21 protein-coding genes are annotated in these 17,130 nt (G+C 67.0%); 6 read left to right on the top strand and 15 right to left on the bottom strand.

The features are described from left to right. Positions 1-441: saccharopine dehydrogenase family protein (locus ACTIF2_RS19885; protein WP_439498848.1), on the bottom strand; the 441-nt coding region annotated here is incomplete at its 3' end. Positions 442-558: 117 nt separating this feature from the next. Between ACTIF2_RS19885 and ACTIF2_RS19880 the strand changes: the two genes are divergently transcribed. Then, a complete protein-coding gene (locus ACTIF2_RS19880) occupies positions 559-990 on the top strand; it encodes an Lrp/AsnC family transcriptional regulator (RefSeq protein WP_439498847.1) in 432 nt (143 codons plus the stop codon). Between the two features lie 88 nt (positions 991-1,078). After that, complete coding sequence (locus ACTIF2_RS19875; RefSeq protein WP_439498846.1) at positions 1,079-1,306, top strand: transcriptional regulator; 228 nt, start codon at positions 1,079-1,081, stop codon at positions 1,304-1,306. 189 nt (positions 1,307-1,495) lie between these two features. On the opposite strand, the gene ACTIF2_RS19870 is transcribed toward ACTIF2_RS19875, so the two are convergent. Both ACTIF2_RS19870 and ACTIF2_RS19865 read right to left on the bottom strand, forming a co-directional pair. Further along, on the bottom strand, positions 1,496-2,110 hold the full coding sequence (locus tag ACTIF2_RS19870; protein ID WP_439498845.1) for an alpha/beta hydrolase: 615 nt from the start codon (positions 2,108-2,110) through the stop codon (positions 1,496-1,498). Between the two features lie 64 nt (positions 2,111-2,174). Continuing rightward, on the bottom strand, positions 2,175-3,107 hold the full coding sequence (locus tag ACTIF2_RS19865) for a ring-cleaving dioxygenase (RefSeq protein WP_439498844.1): 933 nt from the start codon (positions 3,105-3,107) through the stop codon (positions 2,175-2,177). 187 nt (positions 3,108-3,294) lie between these two features. Between ACTIF2_RS19865 and ACTIF2_RS19860 the strand changes: the two genes are divergently transcribed. Beyond that, positions 3,295-3,720: a DoxX family protein gene (locus tag ACTIF2_RS19860; RefSeq protein WP_439498843.1), complete on the top strand. Its 426-nt coding sequence runs from the start codon at positions 3,295-3,297 to the stop codon at positions 3,718-3,720. A gap of 86 nt (positions 3,721-3,806) precedes the next feature. Next, positions 3,807-4,739 carry a LysR family transcriptional regulator gene (locus tag ACTIF2_RS19855; RefSeq protein ID WP_439498842.1) on the top strand — a complete coding sequence of 311 codons (933 nt, stop codon included), beginning with the start codon at positions 3,807-3,809 and terminating at the stop codon, positions 4,737-4,739. Between the two features lie 288 nt (positions 4,740-5,027). Here the strand turns inward: ACTIF2_RS19855 and ACTIF2_RS19850 are convergent, their stop codons facing one another. After that, on the bottom strand, positions 5,028-5,531 hold the full coding sequence (locus ACTIF2_RS19850; RefSeq protein ID WP_439498841.1) for a YciE/YciF ferroxidase family protein: 504 nt from the start codon (positions 5,529-5,531) through the stop codon (positions 5,028-5,030). A gap of 180 nt (positions 5,532-5,711) precedes the next feature. On the opposite strand from ACTIF2_RS19850, the gene ACTIF2_RS19845 reads away from it, so the two are divergent. Then, complete coding sequence (locus ACTIF2_RS19845; RefSeq protein WP_439498840.1) at positions 5,712-5,873, top strand: hypothetical protein; 162 nt, start codon at positions 5,712-5,714, stop codon at positions 5,871-5,873. 24 nt (positions 5,874-5,897) lie between these two features. Here the strand turns inward: ACTIF2_RS19845 and sugE are convergent, their stop codons facing one another. The 7 genes from sugE to ACTIF2_RS19810 all read right to left on the bottom strand — a co-directional run bounded on the left by sugE (position 5,898) and on the right by ACTIF2_RS19810 (position 10,689). Continuing rightward, positions 5,898-6,212, bottom strand: a complete 315-nt coding sequence (sugE, locus tag ACTIF2_RS19840) for a quaternary ammonium compound efflux SMR transporter SugE (protein ID WP_439498839.1) — start codon at positions 6,210-6,212, stop codon at positions 5,898-5,900. 177 nt (positions 6,213-6,389) lie between these two features. Next, positions 6,390-6,950, bottom strand: coding sequence for a MerR family transcriptional regulator (locus ACTIF2_RS19835; RefSeq protein WP_439498838.1), 561 nt, complete (start codon positions 6,948-6,950; stop codon positions 6,390-6,392). Then, positions 6,947-7,261 carry an integration host factor subunit alpha gene (locus ACTIF2_RS19830; protein WP_439498837.1) on the bottom strand — a complete coding sequence of 105 codons (315 nt, stop codon included), beginning with the start codon at positions 7,259-7,261 and terminating at the stop codon, positions 6,947-6,949. Before ACTIF2_RS19830 ends, ACTIF2_RS19835 begins: the two co-directional genes overlap by 4 nt. Before the next feature lie 187 nt (positions 7,262-7,448). Then, positions 7,449-8,426 carry a beta-ketoacyl-ACP synthase III gene (locus ACTIF2_RS19825; protein ID WP_439498836.1) on the bottom strand — a complete coding sequence of 326 codons (978 nt, stop codon included), beginning with the start codon at positions 8,424-8,426 and terminating at the stop codon, positions 7,449-7,451. An 11-nt stretch (positions 8,427-8,437) separates the two neighbouring features. Continuing rightward, entirely contained in the window at positions 8,438-9,493 is a 1,056-nt protein-coding gene (plsX, locus tag ACTIF2_RS19820) for a phosphate acyltransferase PlsX (RefSeq protein ID WP_439498835.1), read from the bottom strand. A 106-nt stretch (positions 9,494-9,599) separates the two neighbouring features. After that, positions 9,600-10,160 carry a YceD family protein gene (locus ACTIF2_RS19815; RefSeq protein ID WP_439498834.1) on the bottom strand — a complete coding sequence of 187 codons (561 nt, stop codon included), beginning with the start codon at positions 10,158-10,160 and terminating at the stop codon, positions 9,600-9,602. Further along, positions 10,150-10,689 (bottom strand): ubiquinol-cytochrome C chaperone family protein, encoded by a 540-nt coding sequence (locus ACTIF2_RS19810; protein ID WP_439498833.1) that lies wholly within the window; start codon positions 10,687-10,689, stop codon positions 10,150-10,152. Before ACTIF2_RS19810 ends, ACTIF2_RS19815 begins: the two co-directional genes overlap by 11 nt. Positions 10,690-10,802: 113 nt before the next feature. Here ACTIF2_RS19810 and ACTIF2_RS19805 point away from each other — a divergent pair, with 113 nt between their 5' ends. Continuing rightward, positions 10,803-11,306 (top strand): outer membrane protein assembly factor BamE, encoded by a 504-nt coding sequence (locus tag ACTIF2_RS19805; protein ID WP_439498832.1) that lies wholly within the window; start codon positions 10,803-10,805, stop codon positions 11,304-11,306. 72 nt (positions 11,307-11,378) lie between these two features. Here the strand turns inward: ACTIF2_RS19805 and ACTIF2_RS19800 are convergent, their stop codons facing one another. The 4 genes from ACTIF2_RS19800 to ACTIF2_RS19785 form a co-directional block, all read right to left on the bottom strand. Next, positions 11,379-12,296 carry a DMT family transporter gene (locus tag ACTIF2_RS19800; protein WP_439498831.1) on the bottom strand — a complete coding sequence of 306 codons (918 nt, stop codon included), beginning with the start codon at positions 12,294-12,296 and terminating at the stop codon, positions 11,379-11,381. 200 nt (positions 12,297-12,496) lie between these two features. Continuing rightward, the gene (locus ACTIF2_RS19795; RefSeq protein WP_439498830.1) at positions 12,497-14,653 is read right to left on the bottom strand and encodes a sodium-translocating pyrophosphatase; all 2,157 of its coding nucleotides are present in this window, start codon (positions 14,651-14,653) and stop codon (positions 12,497-12,499) included. Between the two features lie 372 nt (positions 14,654-15,025). Further along, entirely contained in the window at positions 15,026-15,823 is a 798-nt protein-coding gene (allE, locus tag ACTIF2_RS19790; protein ID WP_439498829.1) for a (S)-ureidoglycine aminohydrolase, read from the bottom strand. 74 nt (positions 15,824-15,897) lie between these two features. Next, complete coding sequence (locus tag ACTIF2_RS19785; protein WP_439498828.1) at positions 15,898-17,103, bottom strand: MFS transporter; 1,206 nt, start codon at positions 17,101-17,103, stop codon at positions 15,898-15,900. Positions 17,104-17,130: the final 27 nt, after the last annotated feature.

The raw sequence follows: 17,130 nt of genomic DNA, 5'->3' as shown, positions 1-17,130 counted from the left end.
CAGCTTCAGGCTGTCCAGCGAATCGAAGCCGCGGGCCAGGTCGGCCGCGACGATCGAGATGAAGCCCGGCGCCAGGCCGCATTGCGGGATGAGCGCCGCCTTGGCCGTCTTCGCGAGCTCCTTGACCCGCTTCGTGCTGGCGACATCCTCGGTCAGGTCGAGATAATGCACGCCGAGCGGGGCCGCAGCTTCCGCGATGCGGGTCGTCAGATCGTAGGGCGCGGCGCTGAGCACGGCGAAGCGGCCCTCGAGCAATGCCGTCAGCGCATCCTCGTCGCCGATATCGACCTGCCGAGTCGAGACATTGGCACTGGTCCGGATGCCGACGAGCTGGGCATTGGAGCGGTCGGCGACGGTGACGCGGTAATCCCCGCTGCCGCCGAGCAGGTCGGCGATGGTCGCGCCGATCTTGCCCGCCCCGATGACGACGACATCCTTCATGGCCCAGCTCCGTCTCTTGGTTGAGCCTATGCTCGCCGCGCCTTTCGTCGGATAGAAGCCATCAACACGACGATTCATATGGGAACTTACGGCGATATGCCGTAAGCTTCCGGCATTATGCCGATCGACCGGACCGACAGACAGCTCCTCATTCTTCTGACCGAGAACGCCCGCGCGCCAGTGGCCGAACTCGGGCGCAAGCTCGGCCTGTCGCGCACCACGGTGCAGAGCCGGATCGAGCGGCTCGAACGGCGCGGCACGATCACGGGCTATACCGCCCGCCTTTCCGACGAGCACGAGCGCGGCCAGGTCAAGGCGCATATCCTGATCACCGCCGTGACCAAGCTCGCACCCAAGGTCGAGGCCGAGCTGCGCCGCATCCCGGAGGTGCGGACCCTGCATTCGGTCAGCGGCCATTTCGACATGATCGCCATCGTGATCGCCCCCTCGATCGGCGAGCTCGACGAGTTGATCGACCGGATCGGCGCGCTCGACGGCGTCGAGCGGACGATGTCCTCGATCATCCTTTCGACCCGTGTCGAGCGCTGAGCCCGCGCACTTCCTGCGATCGCGGCTCGTATCCCGCCACAATCGCGCGTAAGCTGGCTGATGGGGCTAGAAGTGGCGGGAGAGTGAGATGGCAGGTGACGAACGTGGGCCACGCGCCTGGCATGACGTGCACAGCGTGCAGGAAGCGCCGCGCGAGAAGCAGAAATCGAGCGGGCGGATCGCGGCCGAAGAGGCCGCCGCGCGCAAGAAGATCGAGGCGCTGCGCGCCCTGAGGCTGGCGAAGGAGGCGGCGGAGGCCGAGAACCCGCCACCGCCGAAACCCGCAGGCCGCACCCGGAAGGCTACGACATCGTAGAGGTATCAATAGGCCGCGGAGGCCTGTCAAAGAAGGTATCGGCGCTCCCTGACGGGCTTCCATCAGCGTCATCCCGGGCAAGCGAAGCGCAGTCCCGGGATCCATCGTAAGACGCGACGCCCTACAATGGATCCCGGCGCTCCGCTGCGCTACGGCCGGGATAACGGCGTTTTTGGTGCCACGATCAGCTCACGCCAGCCAGCCGCGCAGCAATCCGACATCCGCCTGCGACAGGCCATGCCCGACCGGCAAGGTGCGATGCTCCACGGCCGCGCCATCATCCGCGAGCGTCGCGGCGAGGCGGGCCGCGTCCTCTTCCGCGACGATCGGGTCGAGCCCGCCCGAGAGCAGCAGCACGCGCTTGCCTGCGAGATCGGCCTTCGGCGGCTGCGCATAGGGCGACATCGCCCGCAGCAGCGCCGCGCCGGCCAGCACCTCGGGCCTGAGCAGCAGCAGGCTCGCGGCGATATTGGCGCCGTTCGAGAAGCCGAGCGCGGTCGGCGGCGCAAGGTCGTAGCGGGCCCTCGCCTCCTCGATGAAATCCGCCAGCTCATGGGTGCGGCGGCGCAGATCGTCCTCGTCGAGGACGCCCTCCGACAGCCGCCTGAAGAAGCGCGGCATCGTGCCTTCCAGCACCTGGCCGCGCGGCGAGAGCAGGCTCGCGCCCGGCGCCGCCATGCGGCCAAGAGGCAGCAGGTCGCGCTCGTTCCCGCCGGTGCCGTGGAGCAGCAGCAAGGGCGCGCCGGCAGCATCCGTGCCGGGCTCGAAGACGTGGATGAAAGGGGTGGTGGCAGCGGCGTGCATCACAAATCTCCTCAAACCGGGTGAACCGCCCTGCCCCGTCATGGCGACGCGGCAGGGCGGCAGGTCAGTTCAGCTCCGGCAGCACGGCCTCGATCTGGCTGCGCCTCGCCTCGTAGCGGGGCGGCAGCTTCAGCCCCTGGCCGAGGGTCTCGGGGGTCTCGTCGATGCCGAAACCCGGCGCGTCGGTCGCGATCTCGAACAGGACCTTTCCGGGCTCGCGGAAATAGACGGAGCGGAAATAGTTCCGGTCCCTCTGCTCCGTCGCCCGGATGCCGTGGTTCTCGGCGAGGCGGCGCACCATCTGCGCCTGCGCGGCGTCATCGGCCGCACGGAAGGCGATGTGGTGGACCGAGCCCGCCCCCTGGCGCGCCGGCAGGAAGCCGCCGGCGGCGCGCAGATCGACGATGCCGCCGAAGGGCGCGCCTTCCGCCCTGAACCGGGTCAGCGAACCGTCGCGCGCCACCTCGGCGAAGCCGAGGACATCGCTCAGGATCGCGCCGGTCGGGCCTGCATCGTCGATCAGCAGGCTGACGCCGTGGAAGCCACGGATCGCATGCTCGGCCGGAACGCCGGCGCCGGCCCAGGGCGGCTCCCCCGCGATGCCGGGCAGGCCGACGAGCGCAAGCCGCATCCCGTCGGGATCGCGGAATGGCAGCACGGTCTCGCCGAAGCGCTTCTCGGGCGCGTCATGGACGACGCCGAGCTCGACGAAGCGATGCGCCCAGTAGCCGATCGCGCCTTCCGGCACGCGGAAGGCGGTCTCCTGCGTCTCGCCGACGCCGAGCCGACCTGAAGCCGCATGCTCCCAGGGGAAGAAGGTCAGGATCGTGCCGGGCGAACCGGCCTCGTCGCCGTAATAGAGGTGATAGGTGCTCGGATCGTCGAAATTGACCGTCTTCTTGACCAGCCGCAGGCCCAGCACGCGTCCGTAGAAGTCGAGATTGCGGCGCGCGGGGCCGGCAATGGCGGTGACGTGATGAATGCCGTTGATCTGCATGATCCTTCTCCGGACAATGAGGCGGAGCGCCTCGTTCCCCGGCAAGATCGTATCGGCACGGCCAAAGCGCCAGCGCCTGATCATTGCATATAAGCAATATCAATCTTTGAAATTGACAATTTGCATTGCCTCAAGGAAAGATCATCCTTTCTCCCGAGACCAGCCCGGTCCCTTCGGAGATGCCACCATGATCGACACCCGCCTCGCGCCCTATGGCGCACTCGGCCTGCGCATCGCGCTTGGCCTGATGTTCATTGCCCATGCCTATCTCAAGCTCGCGATCTTCACCCCGGCCGGTTTCGCCGGCTTTCTCGGCCAGCTCGGCTTGCCCGGCTTCCTCGCCTGGCCGATCATCCTCGCCGAGTTCCTGGGCGGCCTTGCCATCCTGACTGGCTTCTATGGCCGGCTGGTCTCGCTGGCGCTGCTGCCGGTGCTGCTCGGCGCGCTGATGGTCCACGCCCCGAATGGCTGGCTGTTCACCGCCGCCAATGGCGGCTGGGAATATCCGGCCTTCCTGACCGTGACCGCGCTCGCCCATGTGCTGATCGGCGACGGCGCGCTGGCCTTGCGGCCGGTCGGGCTCGTCCGGCCCGGCGTTCCGGCCGCCGCCTGATGGCCGCCGAGGCCAAAGGCTCGTATCGCTCGCCGCCGCATGGCCCGCGCCATGACGGCGGCGGACGCATGAAAGGGATGCGGATGATGAGCGGCACGGCCAAGAGCCTCGCCTGGGACGATTTCCGGCTGATCAAGGCGATCGCCGAAGCGCGCGCCCTGCCGGCCGCGGCGACCCTGATCGGCCTCAACCACTCGACAGTCTTCCGCCGTCTCGGCCAGATCGAGGACGGTCTCGGCGTAAAGCTGTTCGAGCGGCATCGCAGCGGCTATGTGCCGACCCCTGCCGGCGAGGAGATGATCCAGCTGGCTGAGCGGCTCGACAGCGACATCACCGCCCTCACCCGCAAGCTCGCCGGCCAGGAGATCAAGCCCGCCGGCGAATTGCGCGTCACCACCAACGACACCTTGCTGGTCGACCTGCTGACGCCGGTCTTCGCCGCCTTCCTGCGGCAATGCCCCGATATCCGGCTCGACGTCCTGCTCAGCAACCAGGCGCTCAACCTGTCCAAGCGCGACGCCGATGTCGCGATCCGCGCCACCGACCAGCCGCCCGAGACGCTGGTCGGCCGCCGCGCAGCGCGCATCGCCTGGGCGCTCTACGGGCTCGCAAGCCGTTTCCCGGCCGAAGCCGCGACCGATGTCGCAGCCTTGCGAAACGAGAGTTGGGTCTCGCTCGGGGACCAGTTCGCCGGGCTGAAAGCCGTGCGCTACCTGCAGGACAACGTGTCGCCGGAGCGCATCGTCTACAAGGTCAACACCGTGCTCGGCCTGGCCGAGGCGATCGAGGCCGGCATCGGCATCGGTTTCGTGCCCTGCTTCATCGCCGACACCAAGCCGGCTCTCGTCCGCCTGGCCGCTCCCGATTCCGGCTTCGCCGCCGATCTCTGGCTCTTGACGCATCCCGACCTGCGGCATTCGCCGCGGGTGCGGCTGTTCCTGGATTTCATGGCGGCGGAGATCGGCAAGATGAAGCCGTTGATCGAGGGTGCCCGTCCCTTGCAGGCGCGCGGCGGTTGATAGGGGTGGCGGACTCGGCCCAGGATGGCCGCCAGATGCCGTGTCAGCGGCTGTGCCTGGCCGCCAGGAGGCTGAGCCACAATGCTTGGGGATTGGGGTTTCGTGTTTTGGATCGTGCTGGCCGGAATTCCGTTCGGCCTGGCTTTCGCAACCTTCTGGGCGCGCAGCCTGCGCAAGGGGCCCAAGGTGCCACCGGGGGACCCCGGCAACCCCACGTGATTCGACCCATAAGCCCCTCCAACAGACAGGGCCCGCGCCATGAGCGGCGCAGGCCCGTCCGATGCAGCCTCAGGCCGCCTTGCGGTTGACGCCCGATTCCGCCAGCTTCGTGAGCTTGCTGTCCGCAGCGAATTCCTCGTCGAGATTCTGCTGCAGCAGCGCCGCACAATCCTCTCGGCCGAGTTGCTTGGCCCAGGCCGCCAGCGTGCCATAGCGCGTGATCTCGTAATGCTCGACCGCCTGCGCGGCGGCGATGATCGCGGCGTCAGTGACCTGCTTGTCTTCGACCTCGCCGACGAGATCGTCCGCCTCCTCGAGAATGCCGTCGATGGCCGGGCAGTTCACCGCCTTCACCTCGGCGCCGTGCTGCCTGAAGACCTGCTCGAGCCGCTCGATATGGCCCTGCGTCTCGCCCCGATGGGCTTCGAGGCCCTGCTTGAGCTGCGGGTCCGTCGCCTTCTCGATCATCTTCGGCAGCGATTTGTGGATCTGCTTCTCGGCGTAATAGATGTCCTGGAGGGTGTGGACGAAGAGATCGTCCATCGTCTTGATATCCTTCGAAAAAAGGCCCATTCCGCTCTCCTGTCCCGATTATGTGGTTTGACAGGCCGGCCTCGCATCGAGCGAGGCGCTTCCCCATGGACCGAACGTGCCCGCCAGCGATCTGTTCCAGCTCGCACGACAAACGGCGCATAAAATGGGATGGCGGAGTAGGCACCGCGCGACAGGCTGGGCTAAGCTTGCACCATGGAGATGCTTGTCCCCCTTCTGATCGGCCTGACGCTGGTCTGGCTGATCGGCCGCGGCACGCCCTGGAACGCCAAGCTGCTGACGCTCGCCGTGACGCTCGCCGTGATCGTCATCATCGTTCTGCTCGAGAAGAGCGGCAACTGGCCGGACGCGTTCAGGCGTTGAACGAACGCGCCCGGCAGATGGAGTTCAGGCCGCCAGCTTCAGCCCGACGATCCCGGCGACGATGAGGCCGATGCAGGCCAGCCTGAGGGCGCCGGCCGGCTCCCCGAGCAGGAGGATGCCGAGCGTCGCAGTGCCGATCGTGCCGATGCCGGTCCAGATCGCATAGGCCGTTCCGACCGGGAGGGTCTTGAGGGCGAGGCCGAGCAAGCCGAGGCTCACCACCATGCTCGCCAGCGTGAGGGCCGTGGGCGTGAGACGGGTGAAGCCGTGGGTGTATTTCAGGCCGATCGCCCAACCGATCTCGAACAGTCCGGCGAAGAAGAGATAGAGCCAAGCCATGGCGGCGCTCCTTGGGAAAGGGGCGAGGTCGTCCACGCCTGGAGGGAAAGCGGCGCAGGCCACTGAGGTCGTCCTCGATGCCGATTTAGGCAGAGCGTGTGCCGAAAGGGAGATCGCGCCACGCCGCAGCGCCCTGCGCGCCGGTCATGCCGCGCCCGGACGGAGCCGGGATGCGCGTCACTGCGCGTCGCCGCCCGCCTGCGGCTGCAGCACGCCGCGCAGAACCCGCTGGCACTCCGCCAGTTCGGCGAGCGCCGCCTCGAGCAAGGCCAGTGCTTCGCCGTCGAGAGCCGGGGGCCGGGCCGGCGCGGCCTGGTCCGGATCGGGCATCCAGGGCGCGTCGTCATCGCCAGGCAGGTCCGCCATATGCGCTGCCGCCGGGGCGACCGGCGCAGCTGCAACGGGCGCCTGCGGGCCGATCGGCGCGCCGCGGCCGATCGCCTGGACATGGCGCGGACCCTGTTCCTTCAGGATCCGCTGCAAACCCTTGATGGTGTAGCCTTCGCCGTAGAGGAGCCGGCGGATGCCCTTCAGCAGGGCGACGTCGTCGGGCCGGTAGTAGCGGCGGCCGCCGCCGCGCTTGAGCGGCTTGATCTGGGCGAAACGTGTTTCCCAGAAACGCAGGACATGCTGGGGAATGTCGAGGTCTTCGGCGACCTCGCTGATGGTTCGGAACGCATCTGGGCTCTTGGTGTCCAATTCGGCCTCTAGGTTGCCGGTGTGGAACTCCAGACTCACTCCTCGTCGCCCTCGCCCGCATGTCCGTTGATGCGCGCCTTCATCACATTCGAAGGCTTGAACACCATCACGCGGCGCGGCTCGATCGGGACTTCGACTCCCGTCTTCGGATTACGCCCGATTCGCTCGCCTTTGTCGCGTACGACGAACGAGCCGAACGAAGATAATTTCACGTTCTCGCCGCGCGCGACCGCGTCGCAGATCTCGTCAAGCACGGCTTCGACGAGCTTGGACGATTCTGTCCGCGACAGACCGATCTTTTGGTATACAGCCTCGCACAAATCGGCGCGAGTGACCGTTTGCCCCGCCATTCATAGCCTCCAAGGCGTTATTGGCTGGCGGCCCAATCGCCTGCCCTTCGCCATTACGGACGCCGGACGCTATGCGTCCCGGCGGGCCGGGTCAATCCTCGAACGACCATTCTGTTGAAATCTCGGTAGAAACACCGGAAAAATCAGGACAAATCGTCACAAATGCGCGGATTTTCCGCGCCGGGAATCACCAGCGGATCAGCGCCGATCCCCAGGTGAAGCCGCCGCCCATCGCCTCGATCAGGACGAGCTGGCCAGGGCGGATCCGGCCATCGCCATGCGCCTGCGCGAGCGCCAGCGGAATGGAGGCGGCCGAGGTGTTGCCGTGCTTGTCGACGGTCACCACGACCCGGTCCTCGTCGATGCCCAGCTTGTGGGCCGTGGCGTCGATGATGCGCCGGTTGGCCTGGTGCGGCACGAACCAGTCGATGTCGTTGCCGTTCAGGCCGGTCTCCTCGAAGGTGTGCCGGACGGTCTCTGCCAGATTGACGACGGCGTGGCGGAAGACCTCCTTGCCCTCCATGCGCAGGAAGCCGACCGTCTTGGTCGAGCCCGCGCCGCCATCGACATAGAGCTTGTCCTTGTAGCGCCCGTCCGAGCGGATATGCGTCGCGAGGATGCCGCGGTCGGCGAGCGTGCCCTCGCCCGCCTGCGCCTTGAGCACGACGGCGCCGGCGCCGTCGCCGAAGAGCACGCAGGTGGACCGGTCGTTCCAGTCGAGGATGCGGGAGAAGGTCTCCGCGCCGATGACCAGCGCCGCGCGCGCTCCGCCCGTCGTCAGGAACTTGTCGGCGGTGGCGAGGCCGAAGACGAAGCCGGAGCAGACCGCCTGGAGATCGAATGCGGCGCCGCCGGTGATGCCGAGATCGGCCTGGATCTGGGTCGCGGTCGCGGGAAAGGTGTGGTCGGGCGTCGCCGTCGCGACGATGATCAGGTCGATCTCGGAGGCGTCCATGCCGGCATCAGCCAGCGCCGCCTGGGCCGCCTTGAGGCCGATGGCCGAGGTCGTCTCGTCATCCGCGGCGACATGGCGCTGGCGGATGCCGGTGCGCTGCACGATCCATTCATCGGTCGTGTCGACGCGCTGGGCCAGCTCGGCATTGGTGACGATGCGCTCCGGCAGATAGGAGCCGCATCCGCAAACCACAGATCGCAGAATGGACAAGTATGTGATCCCTATTCGACGGCGGCAGCCTGGGGCGCCGTCTCCGGCGGCGCCGAGGCCGCCACCATTTCGCGCAGCTTCGCCATCAGGTCGTCGCGCGCCATTTCATAGGCCAGTTCCGTCGCGCTGGCGAAGCCAATCGCGTCGGTGCCGCCATGGCTCTTGATCACGATGCCCTCGAGCCCGAGGAAGACGCCGCCATTGACCTTGCGCGGGTCCATCTTGTCCTTCAGCGCGGCGAAGGCGCCGCGCGCAAAGATATACCCGATCTTGGCCATCAGCGAACGGCCCATCGCGGCGCGCAGATATTCGCCGATCTGGCGCGCGGTGCCTTCGGCCGTCTTGAGGGCGATGTTGCCGGTGAAACCCTCGGTCACCACGACATCGACCGTGCCCTTACCGAGATCGTCGCCCTCGACGAAGCCGTGATAGTCGAGATGGGGCAGATTGCCCTCGCGCAGGATGCGGCCAGCCTCCTTGACCGCCTCGACGCCCTTGATCTCCTCGACGCCAACGTTCAGCAGACCGACGGTCGGCCGATCGAGGTCGAAGACCACGCGCGCCATCGCGGCGCCCATGACCGCGAGATCGACCAGATGGCGCGCATCGGCGCCGATCGTCGCGCCGACATCGAGCACGACGCTCTCGCCGCGCACGGTCGGCCAGAGCGCGGCGATCGCCGGCCTGTCCACCTGCGGCATAGACTTCAGGCAGAATTTCGACATCGCCATCAGCGCGCCGGTATTGCCGGCCGAGACCGTGACGTCGGCCTCGCCGGTCTTGGTCGCGTCGATCGCCCGCCACATCGAGGATTTGTAGCGGCCATAGCGCAGCGCCTGGCTCGGCTTGTCGTCCATCTTCACCGAGACATCGGTGTGGTGGAAGGTGGTGGCGGCCTTGAGCTTGGGATGGGCGTCGAGCAGCGGCAGGACCAGCGCCTCGTCACCGAAGATGACGAAGCGCGCATCGGGCCGGCGTTCGAGCGTCAGCGCAGCGCCGGGGATGACGATGGCGGGGCCGTGATCCCCGCCCATCGCATCGAGCGCGATTGTAACCGGTCGTGTCATGAGGCGATGGTTGATCCCGGGGGCCTTCCCCGAACTGGGGCGCAGCGCTGCGGCGCCGGACAATAGCGACTTGGCGTTCCGCCGCAAGCCATTGCCGAAAAACGCGTCATTCGCCGCGCTTGAGCTTCGCCAGCACGGCGAAGGGCGATTCGAGCGTCGGGTCGCCGGCCTGGGAATCGAAGCTCGCGCCGGGCTTGCGCGGATAGGGATCGAGCGCGAGCGCCAGGAATTCGAGCGTGATCGCGCCGAGGTCGATGACGCCGTCGATGATCGCCTCGGGCGGATCGTCCTCGTTGAAACGGACCTCGATGTCGATCTCGCCGTCCTCAGCGTCCGCCTCCTCGCGATTGGCGGCGGCAAGGGCTTCGGCCTCGGGCAGGAAGTCGAGCCTGACCGGAACCTTCAGCTTCACCGGGAAGGGCTCGAGGGTGACGATGCAGGTCTGGTGCAGTTCGGCGACGATCTCGCCTTCGAGCTTCACGCGCTCGCCGTTGCGGGCGAGCTCGTAGCGCGCGTCGAGCGATTCGACCGACGCGACGTCGAGGCTGCGCGCGATGCGCGGCAGCGCCTCACCTTCGGCAGCGACGCGGATCTGCGTGCCACGCGGCTTGACGGTCTCGACCCGGACCGGATGGCTCAACGGCAAGGCGCGGGCTTCAGACGCCATCGTCATTCTCTCGGAAAGCGGGAAAGAGCGCTTCCTGCTTCAGAATTGCGTCAAGATCGAGCCCGGCCAGCGCAGCCTGCGCACGCCGGACATAGGCCGCCAGCGCCGGCGCGCCCTCGCCCGGACTGGCATTGCGGCGAAGCGCATCGACCAGTTGCTCGGAATCGTCCGCGGCGAGCGCCTTCTCATAGGCATTGAGGCGGCCATAGAAGCTCTGCGCGATCTTCTTCATGCGCTTGGGCACACCGATGTCGCTGATCCCGCCCTGCCGGAAGCCGAGCTCGAGATAGGAGAAACAGGCATCGACGAAATCCTGCGCCAGATCGCCGGCCGGAGCCGGCAATTCGCGCAGGCGCCGCAGAATCAGGAAGGCGTGGAGCGCCAGCGATTCGAAACGCCCTTCGAACGTGTCCGGGATCTCGCCTTCGAGATAAAGCGCAGGCCGGCGCGAGGCCGCGGCGACGCGGCCCAGCAGCGCCTCCACGGGCGCGAGCCGCTCCGCGCGCTTGCCGAACAAACCGAAGATCACGCGCGCCGCCTGTGCCTTGCCAAAGCCATGCTCGGGCGTTACGCCAACCGTGACCCGTTTGACAAGCGGCTTGGATACGCGTTCTGGCCCACTTTGCTCCTGGATTCGCCCGTATGACCGACACGACCCGCCGCGCGGCCCTCCTCGGCCTCCTCGCGACATCGTCTCTTGCGCTCGCCGGCTGCGGCGCGGACCGCGGCGGTTTCGTGCTTCCGACCTCGTCGGGGTTGAACGAGGAATACACGCGCGGCTTCGTCATGGACGACCGGCAGATCTCGCAGGTGAAGATTGGCATGGACGTGCAGCAGGTCCTGACCTTGCTCGGCACGCCCTCGACCACCTCGACGGTCGGCAACCGCACCTTCTACTACATCAGCCAGAAGGTTCGCCGGCGCTTCCAGTTCCAGGAGATGAGCGTCATCGACCAGAACGTGCTGGTGATCTATTTCAACAAGTCGTTCAAGGTCGAGCGCATCGCCAATTACGGCCTGCAGGACGGCGTGATCTTCGACTTCATCAGCCGCACCACCATCACCGGCGGCGAGGAGCAGAGCTTCGTGCGCAACCTCTTCCGCGGCGTGACCAAGTTCAATCCGCTCGGTGGCCTAGGCTCCTGAGCAGACAGCGCGAACGCGCAAGACGATGCAAAAGCCCCGCGGCGGCGGGGCTTTTTGATTCCGGCCAAGCGCTCAACCCGCCTTTCGCTCCGGCAGCGTCATCGCGACCACGCCGATCACGACCAGCGCCAGTCCCGCCCACGCGGTCGGGCTGAGCCGCTCGCCGAGGAAGACGATGCCGATCGCCACGCCGACCGGCACCCGCAAATAGGACACTGCGGTGGCGCCGACCGGGCCGAGCGTGCGGATCAGCCGGAAATAGATGGCGAAGGCGAGCGCGGTCGAGAACGCTGCCAGCATCAGCAGCGCCACGAGCGATTCGTGCGACGGGTTCAGCGTCCAGGGCCGGTCGACGGCGAGCGCGACGGGCGTCAGCAGCGCGGCGCCACAAATCAGCGAGCCGGCGGCCGGCATCAGCGGATCGAGGCCGGTGAAGTTGCGGCCGAACAGGGCGGCGCAGGCATAGCAGATCGTGGCGAGCACGATGGCGAGCTGCGCGACCAGTTCGCCGCCGAAGCCATTGAACGCCTGCATGCCGACGACGAGCGTGATCCCGGCAAGGCCGAACGCGACGCCAAAGGCCTTGCGCAGGTCGACCTTCCCGCCCCGGGCGACCGCCAGCGTGATCAGGAAGACGAAGACCGGGGTCGTCGCGTTCAGGATCGCCGCCAGCCCGGCATCGACGCTGCGCTCAGCCCAGGCGATCAAGGTGAAGGGCACGACGCTGTTGAGGCAGGCCTGGAACAGGAACTTCTTCCAGGTCGCGCGGTCACGCGGCAGCGCCAGGCCACGCCAGCGGATCACGACCAGCAGGATCGCGCCGGCGACAAGCGTACGGCCGGCGATCAGGGTCAGCGGCGGGATCGTTTCCACGCCGATCTTGATGAAGGTGTAGGAGCCGCCCCAGAGCGTCGCCAGCACGAGCAGCAGCGCAAGCTCGACGGCGTGACCGGATTTGGCGGCGGGGGCGGCGGCGGCCTGGGTCGTCATGATGTTCTCCTGCGGTGGGAGGGACCATGACATGGCCGGCGGTTCGGAACTTGCAGGAACGCTACGGTCCCGGCCGTAGCTTCAGAGGCTGATTCAAGACGCCGTCAGCTTGAATCAACAGAACGACCCAAGTGACTGCGTGACAACGAAAACCCCGCGGATCGCTCCGCGGGGTTGAGAGGCATGCGATGCCGGCGGGCTCAGGAATGAGCCAGGATCGCCAGCAGCAGCAGCGCGATGATGTTGGTGATCTTGATCGCGGGGTTCACCGCCGGGCCGGCGGTGTCCTTGTAGGGGTCGCCGACGGTGTCGCCGGTGACCGAGGCCTTGTGCGCCTCGGAGCCCTTCAGGTGCTTGACCCCGTCCTTGTCGACGAAGCCGTCCTCGAAGCTCTTCTTGGCGTTGTCCCAGGCGCCGCCGCCCGAGGTCATCGAGATGGCGACGAAGATGCCGGTGACGATCACGCCCATCAGCATGGCGCCGACGGTCGCGAAGGCCTGGTTCTTGCCGGCGATGGCGTTGATCACGAAGAAGGTCACGATCGGCGCGAGCACTGGCAGCAGCGAGGGAATGACCATTTCCTTGATCGCGGCGCGGGTCAGCAGATCGACGGCGCGGGCATAATCGGGCCGCTCCGTACCCGCCATGATGCCGGGCTTCTCCCGGAACTGGCGACGGACCTCCTCGACGACCGAACCGGCAGCGCGCCCGACCGCGGTCATGCCCATGCCTGCGAAGAGGAAGGGGATGAGGCCGCCGAGCAGCAGGCCGACGACGACGAAGGGGTTGGACAGCGAGAAATCGACGGTGACGCCCTTGAAGTACTGGAACGTCGTCGACCCCGCCTTGTTGGCCTCGGCGACGAAGAAGTTCAGGTCCGAGGTATAGGCGGCGAACAGCACCAGCGCACCGAGACCGGCGGAACCGATCGCGTAGCCCTTGGTGATCGCCTTGGTGGTGTTGCCGACCGCGTCGAGCGCGTCGGTCGAGTGGCGGACCTCCTTGGGCAGTCCGGCCATTTCGGCGATGCCGCCGGCATTGTCGGTGACCGGGCCGAAGGCGTCGAGCGCCACGACGACGCCGGCGAGCGCCAGCATGGCGGTGGTTGCGATGGCGATGCCGAACAGGCCGGCGAGGCCATAGGAGACGATGATGCCGGCGATGATCACGATGGTCGGCAGCGCCGTCGATTCCAGCGAGACCGCGAGGCCCTGGATGACGTTGGTGCCGTGGCCGGTGACCGAGGCCTGGGCGATCGAGACCACCGGGCGCTTGCCGGTGCCGGTGTAGTATTCGGTGATGACGACGATCAGCAGCGTCACCGCGAGGCCGACGACGGCGCAGGCGAAGAGCCCGCCCGAGGTGAAGCTGACGCCCTGCGTCGTCGTGAACGAGGCCGCGAAGCCACCGAACATCAGGTAGTTGACGGCCGCGATGGCAGCGACCGAGAGCACGCCGGCGGCGATGAAGCCCTTGTAGAGCGCGCCCATGATCGACTGGTTGGCGCCGAGCTTGACGAAGAAGGTGCCGATGATCGAGGTGACGATGCAGGCCGCGCCGATCGCCATCGGGTAAAGCATCATGGTGCCGAGCGTGGCCTGGCCGGCAAAGAAGATCGCCGCCAGGACCATGGTCGCGACCAGCGTCACCGCATAGGTCTCGAACAGGTCGGCGGCCATGCCGGCGCAGTCGCCGACATTGTCGCCGACATTGTCGGCGATCGTGGCGGGGTTGCGCGGGTCGTCCTCGGGGATACCGGCCTCGACCTTGCCAACAAGGTCGGCGCCGACATCGGCGCCCTTGGTGAAGATGCCGCCGCCGAGACGGGCGAAGATCGAGATCAGCGAGGCGCCGAAGCCGAGCGCCACCAGCGAGTCGATGACGGTGCGGCTCGACGGCGAGAAGCCGAGAACCGAGGTCAGGACGCCGTAATAGACCGCGACGCCGAGCAGGGCGAGACCGGCGACCAGCATGCCTGTGACCGCGCCGGCCTTGAAGGCGACGTCGAGCCCGTCACCCAGCGACTGCATCGCCGCCTGGGCGGTGCGCACATTCGCCCGCACCGAGACGTTCATGCCGATGAAGCCGGCGGCGCCGGACAGGACCGCGCCGATCAGGAAGCCGATGCCGACCCATTGGCCGAGCAGATAGGTCAGCACCACGAACAGGACGACGCCGACCATGGCGATCGTGACATATTGGCGCTTCAGATAGGCCTGCGCGCCTTCAGCCACCGCGCCGGAGATTTCCTGCATGCGCTGGTTGCCGGCATCGCGCTTCATCACATCGCCATAGGCCCATAAGCCGTAGGCGATCGAAAGCGCACTCAATACTATGATGATGAGCAAGGCTGACATTCGGGTTTCCTGACCTCGAGCTTCCGTCCGACGGGGCTTCAAGGCCCCGATCACATTCGGTTTCTTGGGCCCTGAGACGAAAAAGACGGGTCGAGGGAATCGCACCCGCGTCGTGCATCGCCAGTACCGGCCAACTTTCTGCCAAGGTTTCGACAGAATCGCAAACGCGGCGGCTGACAAAACCGCACGAATGTCAGGCAGGCGGGACGCTGTTCGACCCGCCGCGCATGATCGTGAGCAGGCGGCTTCGCAAGAGCACGCGCCGATCAGATTGCGCAGCAATCAGATCGGATCACGCGTTCTCTCTATCAATAGTTTTAGAGACGGATTCGCCGATCAGGTTGATTCAACCTGATCGGATCCGGCTCTAGGTCAGAGCGCGACGTCGCGATTGACGTTCTTGTAGAGCAGATAGGATGCGTCGCCGAAACCGGTCGGATAAAACTGCTGCGGACAGAATCCGCCCATCCAGATGAAGTCGCCGGTCCAGATCTCGTGCCATTCGGTGCCGAGGAAATAGAGGCCCTGCCCTTCCATCATGTAGAGCCCGTGCTCCATCACATGGGTCTCGACATCGGGGAAATAGGCGCCGGGCTTGAACCCCATCAGGTTCATCTCGAAATCGAAGCGCATGTCGCCGCGCGGCAGCAGGAACTGGAAGCCGCGTCCGTCCATGCCGGTATGGTTGGTGACCGCAACCTCGTCGCGATGCGACAGGATCGGATCCGGCTGCGGCAGGCCGATCGCCTCGTAGCGCTTGCGCAGGCCGAGCACGCGCAGCTGCTCCGAGCCCGTATTGCGAAGCGAGAAGGCCGTTCCGGGCGGAACATAAGTGAAGCTGCCCGGTCGCAATTCCACGGCCGGGGCATCGCCGATGGCGAAGCGGCCATGGCCTGAGAGCACGTAGTAGAAATGCTGGATGCCCTCCTCGCGGAACGGCTCCGGCATGCCGCCCTTCGGCTCGATCTCCAGCAGATATTGGGCGAAACGTGCGCCGAGCACCGGCGCGGCGAGGACGCGCACGACCGTGTCGTCGAAATGCGGCAGGCGGCTGACCAGCACGCCTTCGGGCGGCATGAAGGCGTAGTTCGGCCGCACCACCCCGCGATTATGGCCGATCGCCCCTGGAGCGGGCCGGCCTGGAGTCGCGGGGAGCTGGTGCGGGCGCATGGGAAAGCCTTTCGTCGGCGGGCCTGGGGACTGCCGGTGATCTTGCCGGCTCGATCACGGCGAGGAAAGCCGCGTCAGGCGGGCCGCGCATGCTTTTGCAGGCCTTGCCAGGCGACGAGGGCGAGCGCCACCGCGACGGGCGGGAAGACCAGCCAGTTGACGCTGTCCCAGCCGCCGGTGTTGAGCAACCCGCCGGCCGAGAAAGAGGCAATGGCGACCGAGCCGAAGACCAGGAAATCGTTGGCGGCCTGGACCTTGACCCGTTCCTCGGGGCGGTAGCAGTCGGTGACCAGCGCGGTCGCGCCGATGAAGCCGAAATTCCAGCCGATTCCGAGGAGGATCAGCGCGATCCAGAAATGCGCGACGCTCAGGCCGTTCAGCCCGACGATCGCCGCGGCCGCGGTCAGGATCAGTCCTGCCGCCGTCACCTTCTCCTTGCCGAAACGCGCGATCAGCCGGCCGGTGAAGAAGCTCGGCCCGAACATTGCGAGCACGTGCCACTGGATGCCGAGCGCCGCCTCGCCGACGCTGTGGCCGCAGCCGACCATGGCGAGCGGAGCGGCCGTCATCACGAAGCTCATCAGCCCATAGGCGACGAGCGCGGCCGTGACCGAGGCGATGAATTTCGGCTGGCGCACGATCTCGGAGAGCGGCCGACCACCGGAGGATTTCACCTGCGCGACCGGCGGGGCGCGCAGCCGCAGGACCACACCGACCGCCAGCAGGGCGAGCAGGCCCTGCGCCAGGAAGCTCGCGGCGAAGGGCGCGTCCGGCGTCAGGTCGCGCGTCCAGTAGACCGATTGCGGGCCGATGACGCCGGCCGCGAGCCCGCCGAACATCACCCAGGAGATGGCGCGCGGCTTGAAGCTCTCGCTCGCCGTATCGGCCGCGGCGAAGCGATAACTCTGCACGAAGGCGCCGTAGAGCCCGCACATGAAGGTGCCGATGCAGAACAGCCAGAACAGGCGGGTGCTGGCGCCGGCCGCTGCGATGCTGGCGGCGAGCGCGCCGGTCAACGCGCCGATCAGGTAGCCGCTGCGCCGCCCCAGGCGGCGCATCAGGATCGCGGCGGGAATGACGCCGGCGGCGATGCCGAGCTGCATCAGGCTGACCGGCACGGTCGCGAAAGTCTTGTCGGTGACGAGGCTGGCGCCGACGATGCCGCCGAGCGAGATGACGATGGCGGGGTTGGCGCCGCCGAGCGCCTGGGCGCAGGCCAGCACGAGCGCATTGCGCTTCGCAAGCGCGTCGCCTTCGGCCATCGAAACATGCTGGTTCATCGCATAAGCCGCCGTGATCGGGCGGCC

The sequence above is a fragment of the Allobosea sp. genome (genome assembly GCF_051860145.1).
Taxonomy (GTDB): Bacteria; Pseudomonadota; Alphaproteobacteria; order Rhizobiales; family Beijerinckiaceae; genus Allobosea.
This window is presented reverse-complemented; position numbering and strand designations above follow the sequence as displayed.

What these genes read in the sequence shown, in the direction of transcription:
- ACTIF2_RS19880 (WP_439498847.1), top strand. Translation starts at nt 559, where the DNA reads ATGCCGATCGACCGGACCGACAGACAGCTCCTCATTCTTCTGACCGAG.
- ACTIF2_RS19875 (WP_439498846.1), top strand. Translation starts at nt 1,079, where the DNA reads ATGGCAGGTGACGAACGTGGGCCACGCGCCTGGCATGACGTGCACAGC.
- ACTIF2_RS19870 (WP_439498845.1), bottom strand. Translation starts at nt 2,110, where the DNA reads ATGCACGCCGCTGCCACCACCCCTTTCATCCACGTCTTCGAGCCCGGC.
- ACTIF2_RS19865 (WP_439498844.1), bottom strand. Translation starts at nt 3,107, where the DNA reads ATGCAGATCAACGGCATTCATCACGTCACCGCCATTGCCGGCCCCGCG.
- ACTIF2_RS19860 (WP_439498843.1), top strand. Translation starts at nt 3,295, where the DNA reads ATGATCGACACCCGCCTCGCGCCCTATGGCGCACTCGGCCTGCGCATC.
- ACTIF2_RS19855 (WP_439498842.1), top strand. Translation starts at nt 3,807, where the DNA reads ATGAGCGGCACGGCCAAGAGCCTCGCCTGGGACGATTTCCGGCTGATC.
- ACTIF2_RS19850 (WP_439498841.1), bottom strand. Translation starts at nt 5,531, where the DNA reads ATGGGCCTTTTTTCGAAGGATATCAAGACGATGGACGATCTCTTCGTC.
- ACTIF2_RS19845 (WP_439498840.1), top strand. Translation starts at nt 5,712, where the DNA reads ATGCTTGTCCCCCTTCTGATCGGCCTGACGCTGGTCTGGCTGATCGGC.
- sugE (WP_439498839.1), bottom strand. Translation starts at nt 6,212, where the DNA reads ATGGCTTGGCTCTATCTCTTCTTCGCCGGACTGTTCGAGATCGGTTGG.
- ACTIF2_RS19830 (WP_439498837.1), bottom strand. Translation starts at nt 7,261, where the DNA reads ATGGCGGGGCAAACGGTCACTCGCGCCGATTTGTGCGAGGCTGTATAC.
- plsX (WP_439498835.1), bottom strand. Translation starts at nt 9,493, where the DNA reads ATGACACGACCGGTTACAATCGCGCTCGATGCGATGGGCGGGGATCAC.
- ACTIF2_RS19815 (WP_439498834.1), bottom strand. Translation starts at nt 10,160, where the DNA reads ATGGCGTCTGAAGCCCGCGCCTTGCCGTTGAGCCATCCGGTCCGGGTC.
- ACTIF2_RS19805 (WP_439498832.1), top strand. Translation starts at nt 10,803, where the DNA reads ATGACCGACACGACCCGCCGCGCGGCCCTCCTCGGCCTCCTCGCGACA.
- ACTIF2_RS19800 (WP_439498831.1), bottom strand. Translation starts at nt 12,296, where the DNA reads ATGACGACCCAGGCCGCCGCCGCCCCCGCCGCCAAATCCGGTCACGCC.
- ACTIF2_RS19795 (WP_439498830.1), bottom strand. Translation starts at nt 14,653, where the DNA reads ATGTCAGCCTTGCTCATCATCATAGTATTGAGTGCGCTTTCGATCGCC.
- allE (WP_439498829.1), bottom strand. Translation starts at nt 15,823, where the DNA reads ATGCGCCCGCACCAGCTCCCCGCGACTCCAGGCCGGCCCGCTCCAGGG.
- ACTIF2_RS19785 (WP_439498828.1), bottom strand. Translation starts at nt 17,103, where the DNA reads ATGAACCAGCATGTTTCGATGGCCGAAGGCGACGCGCTTGCGAAGCGC.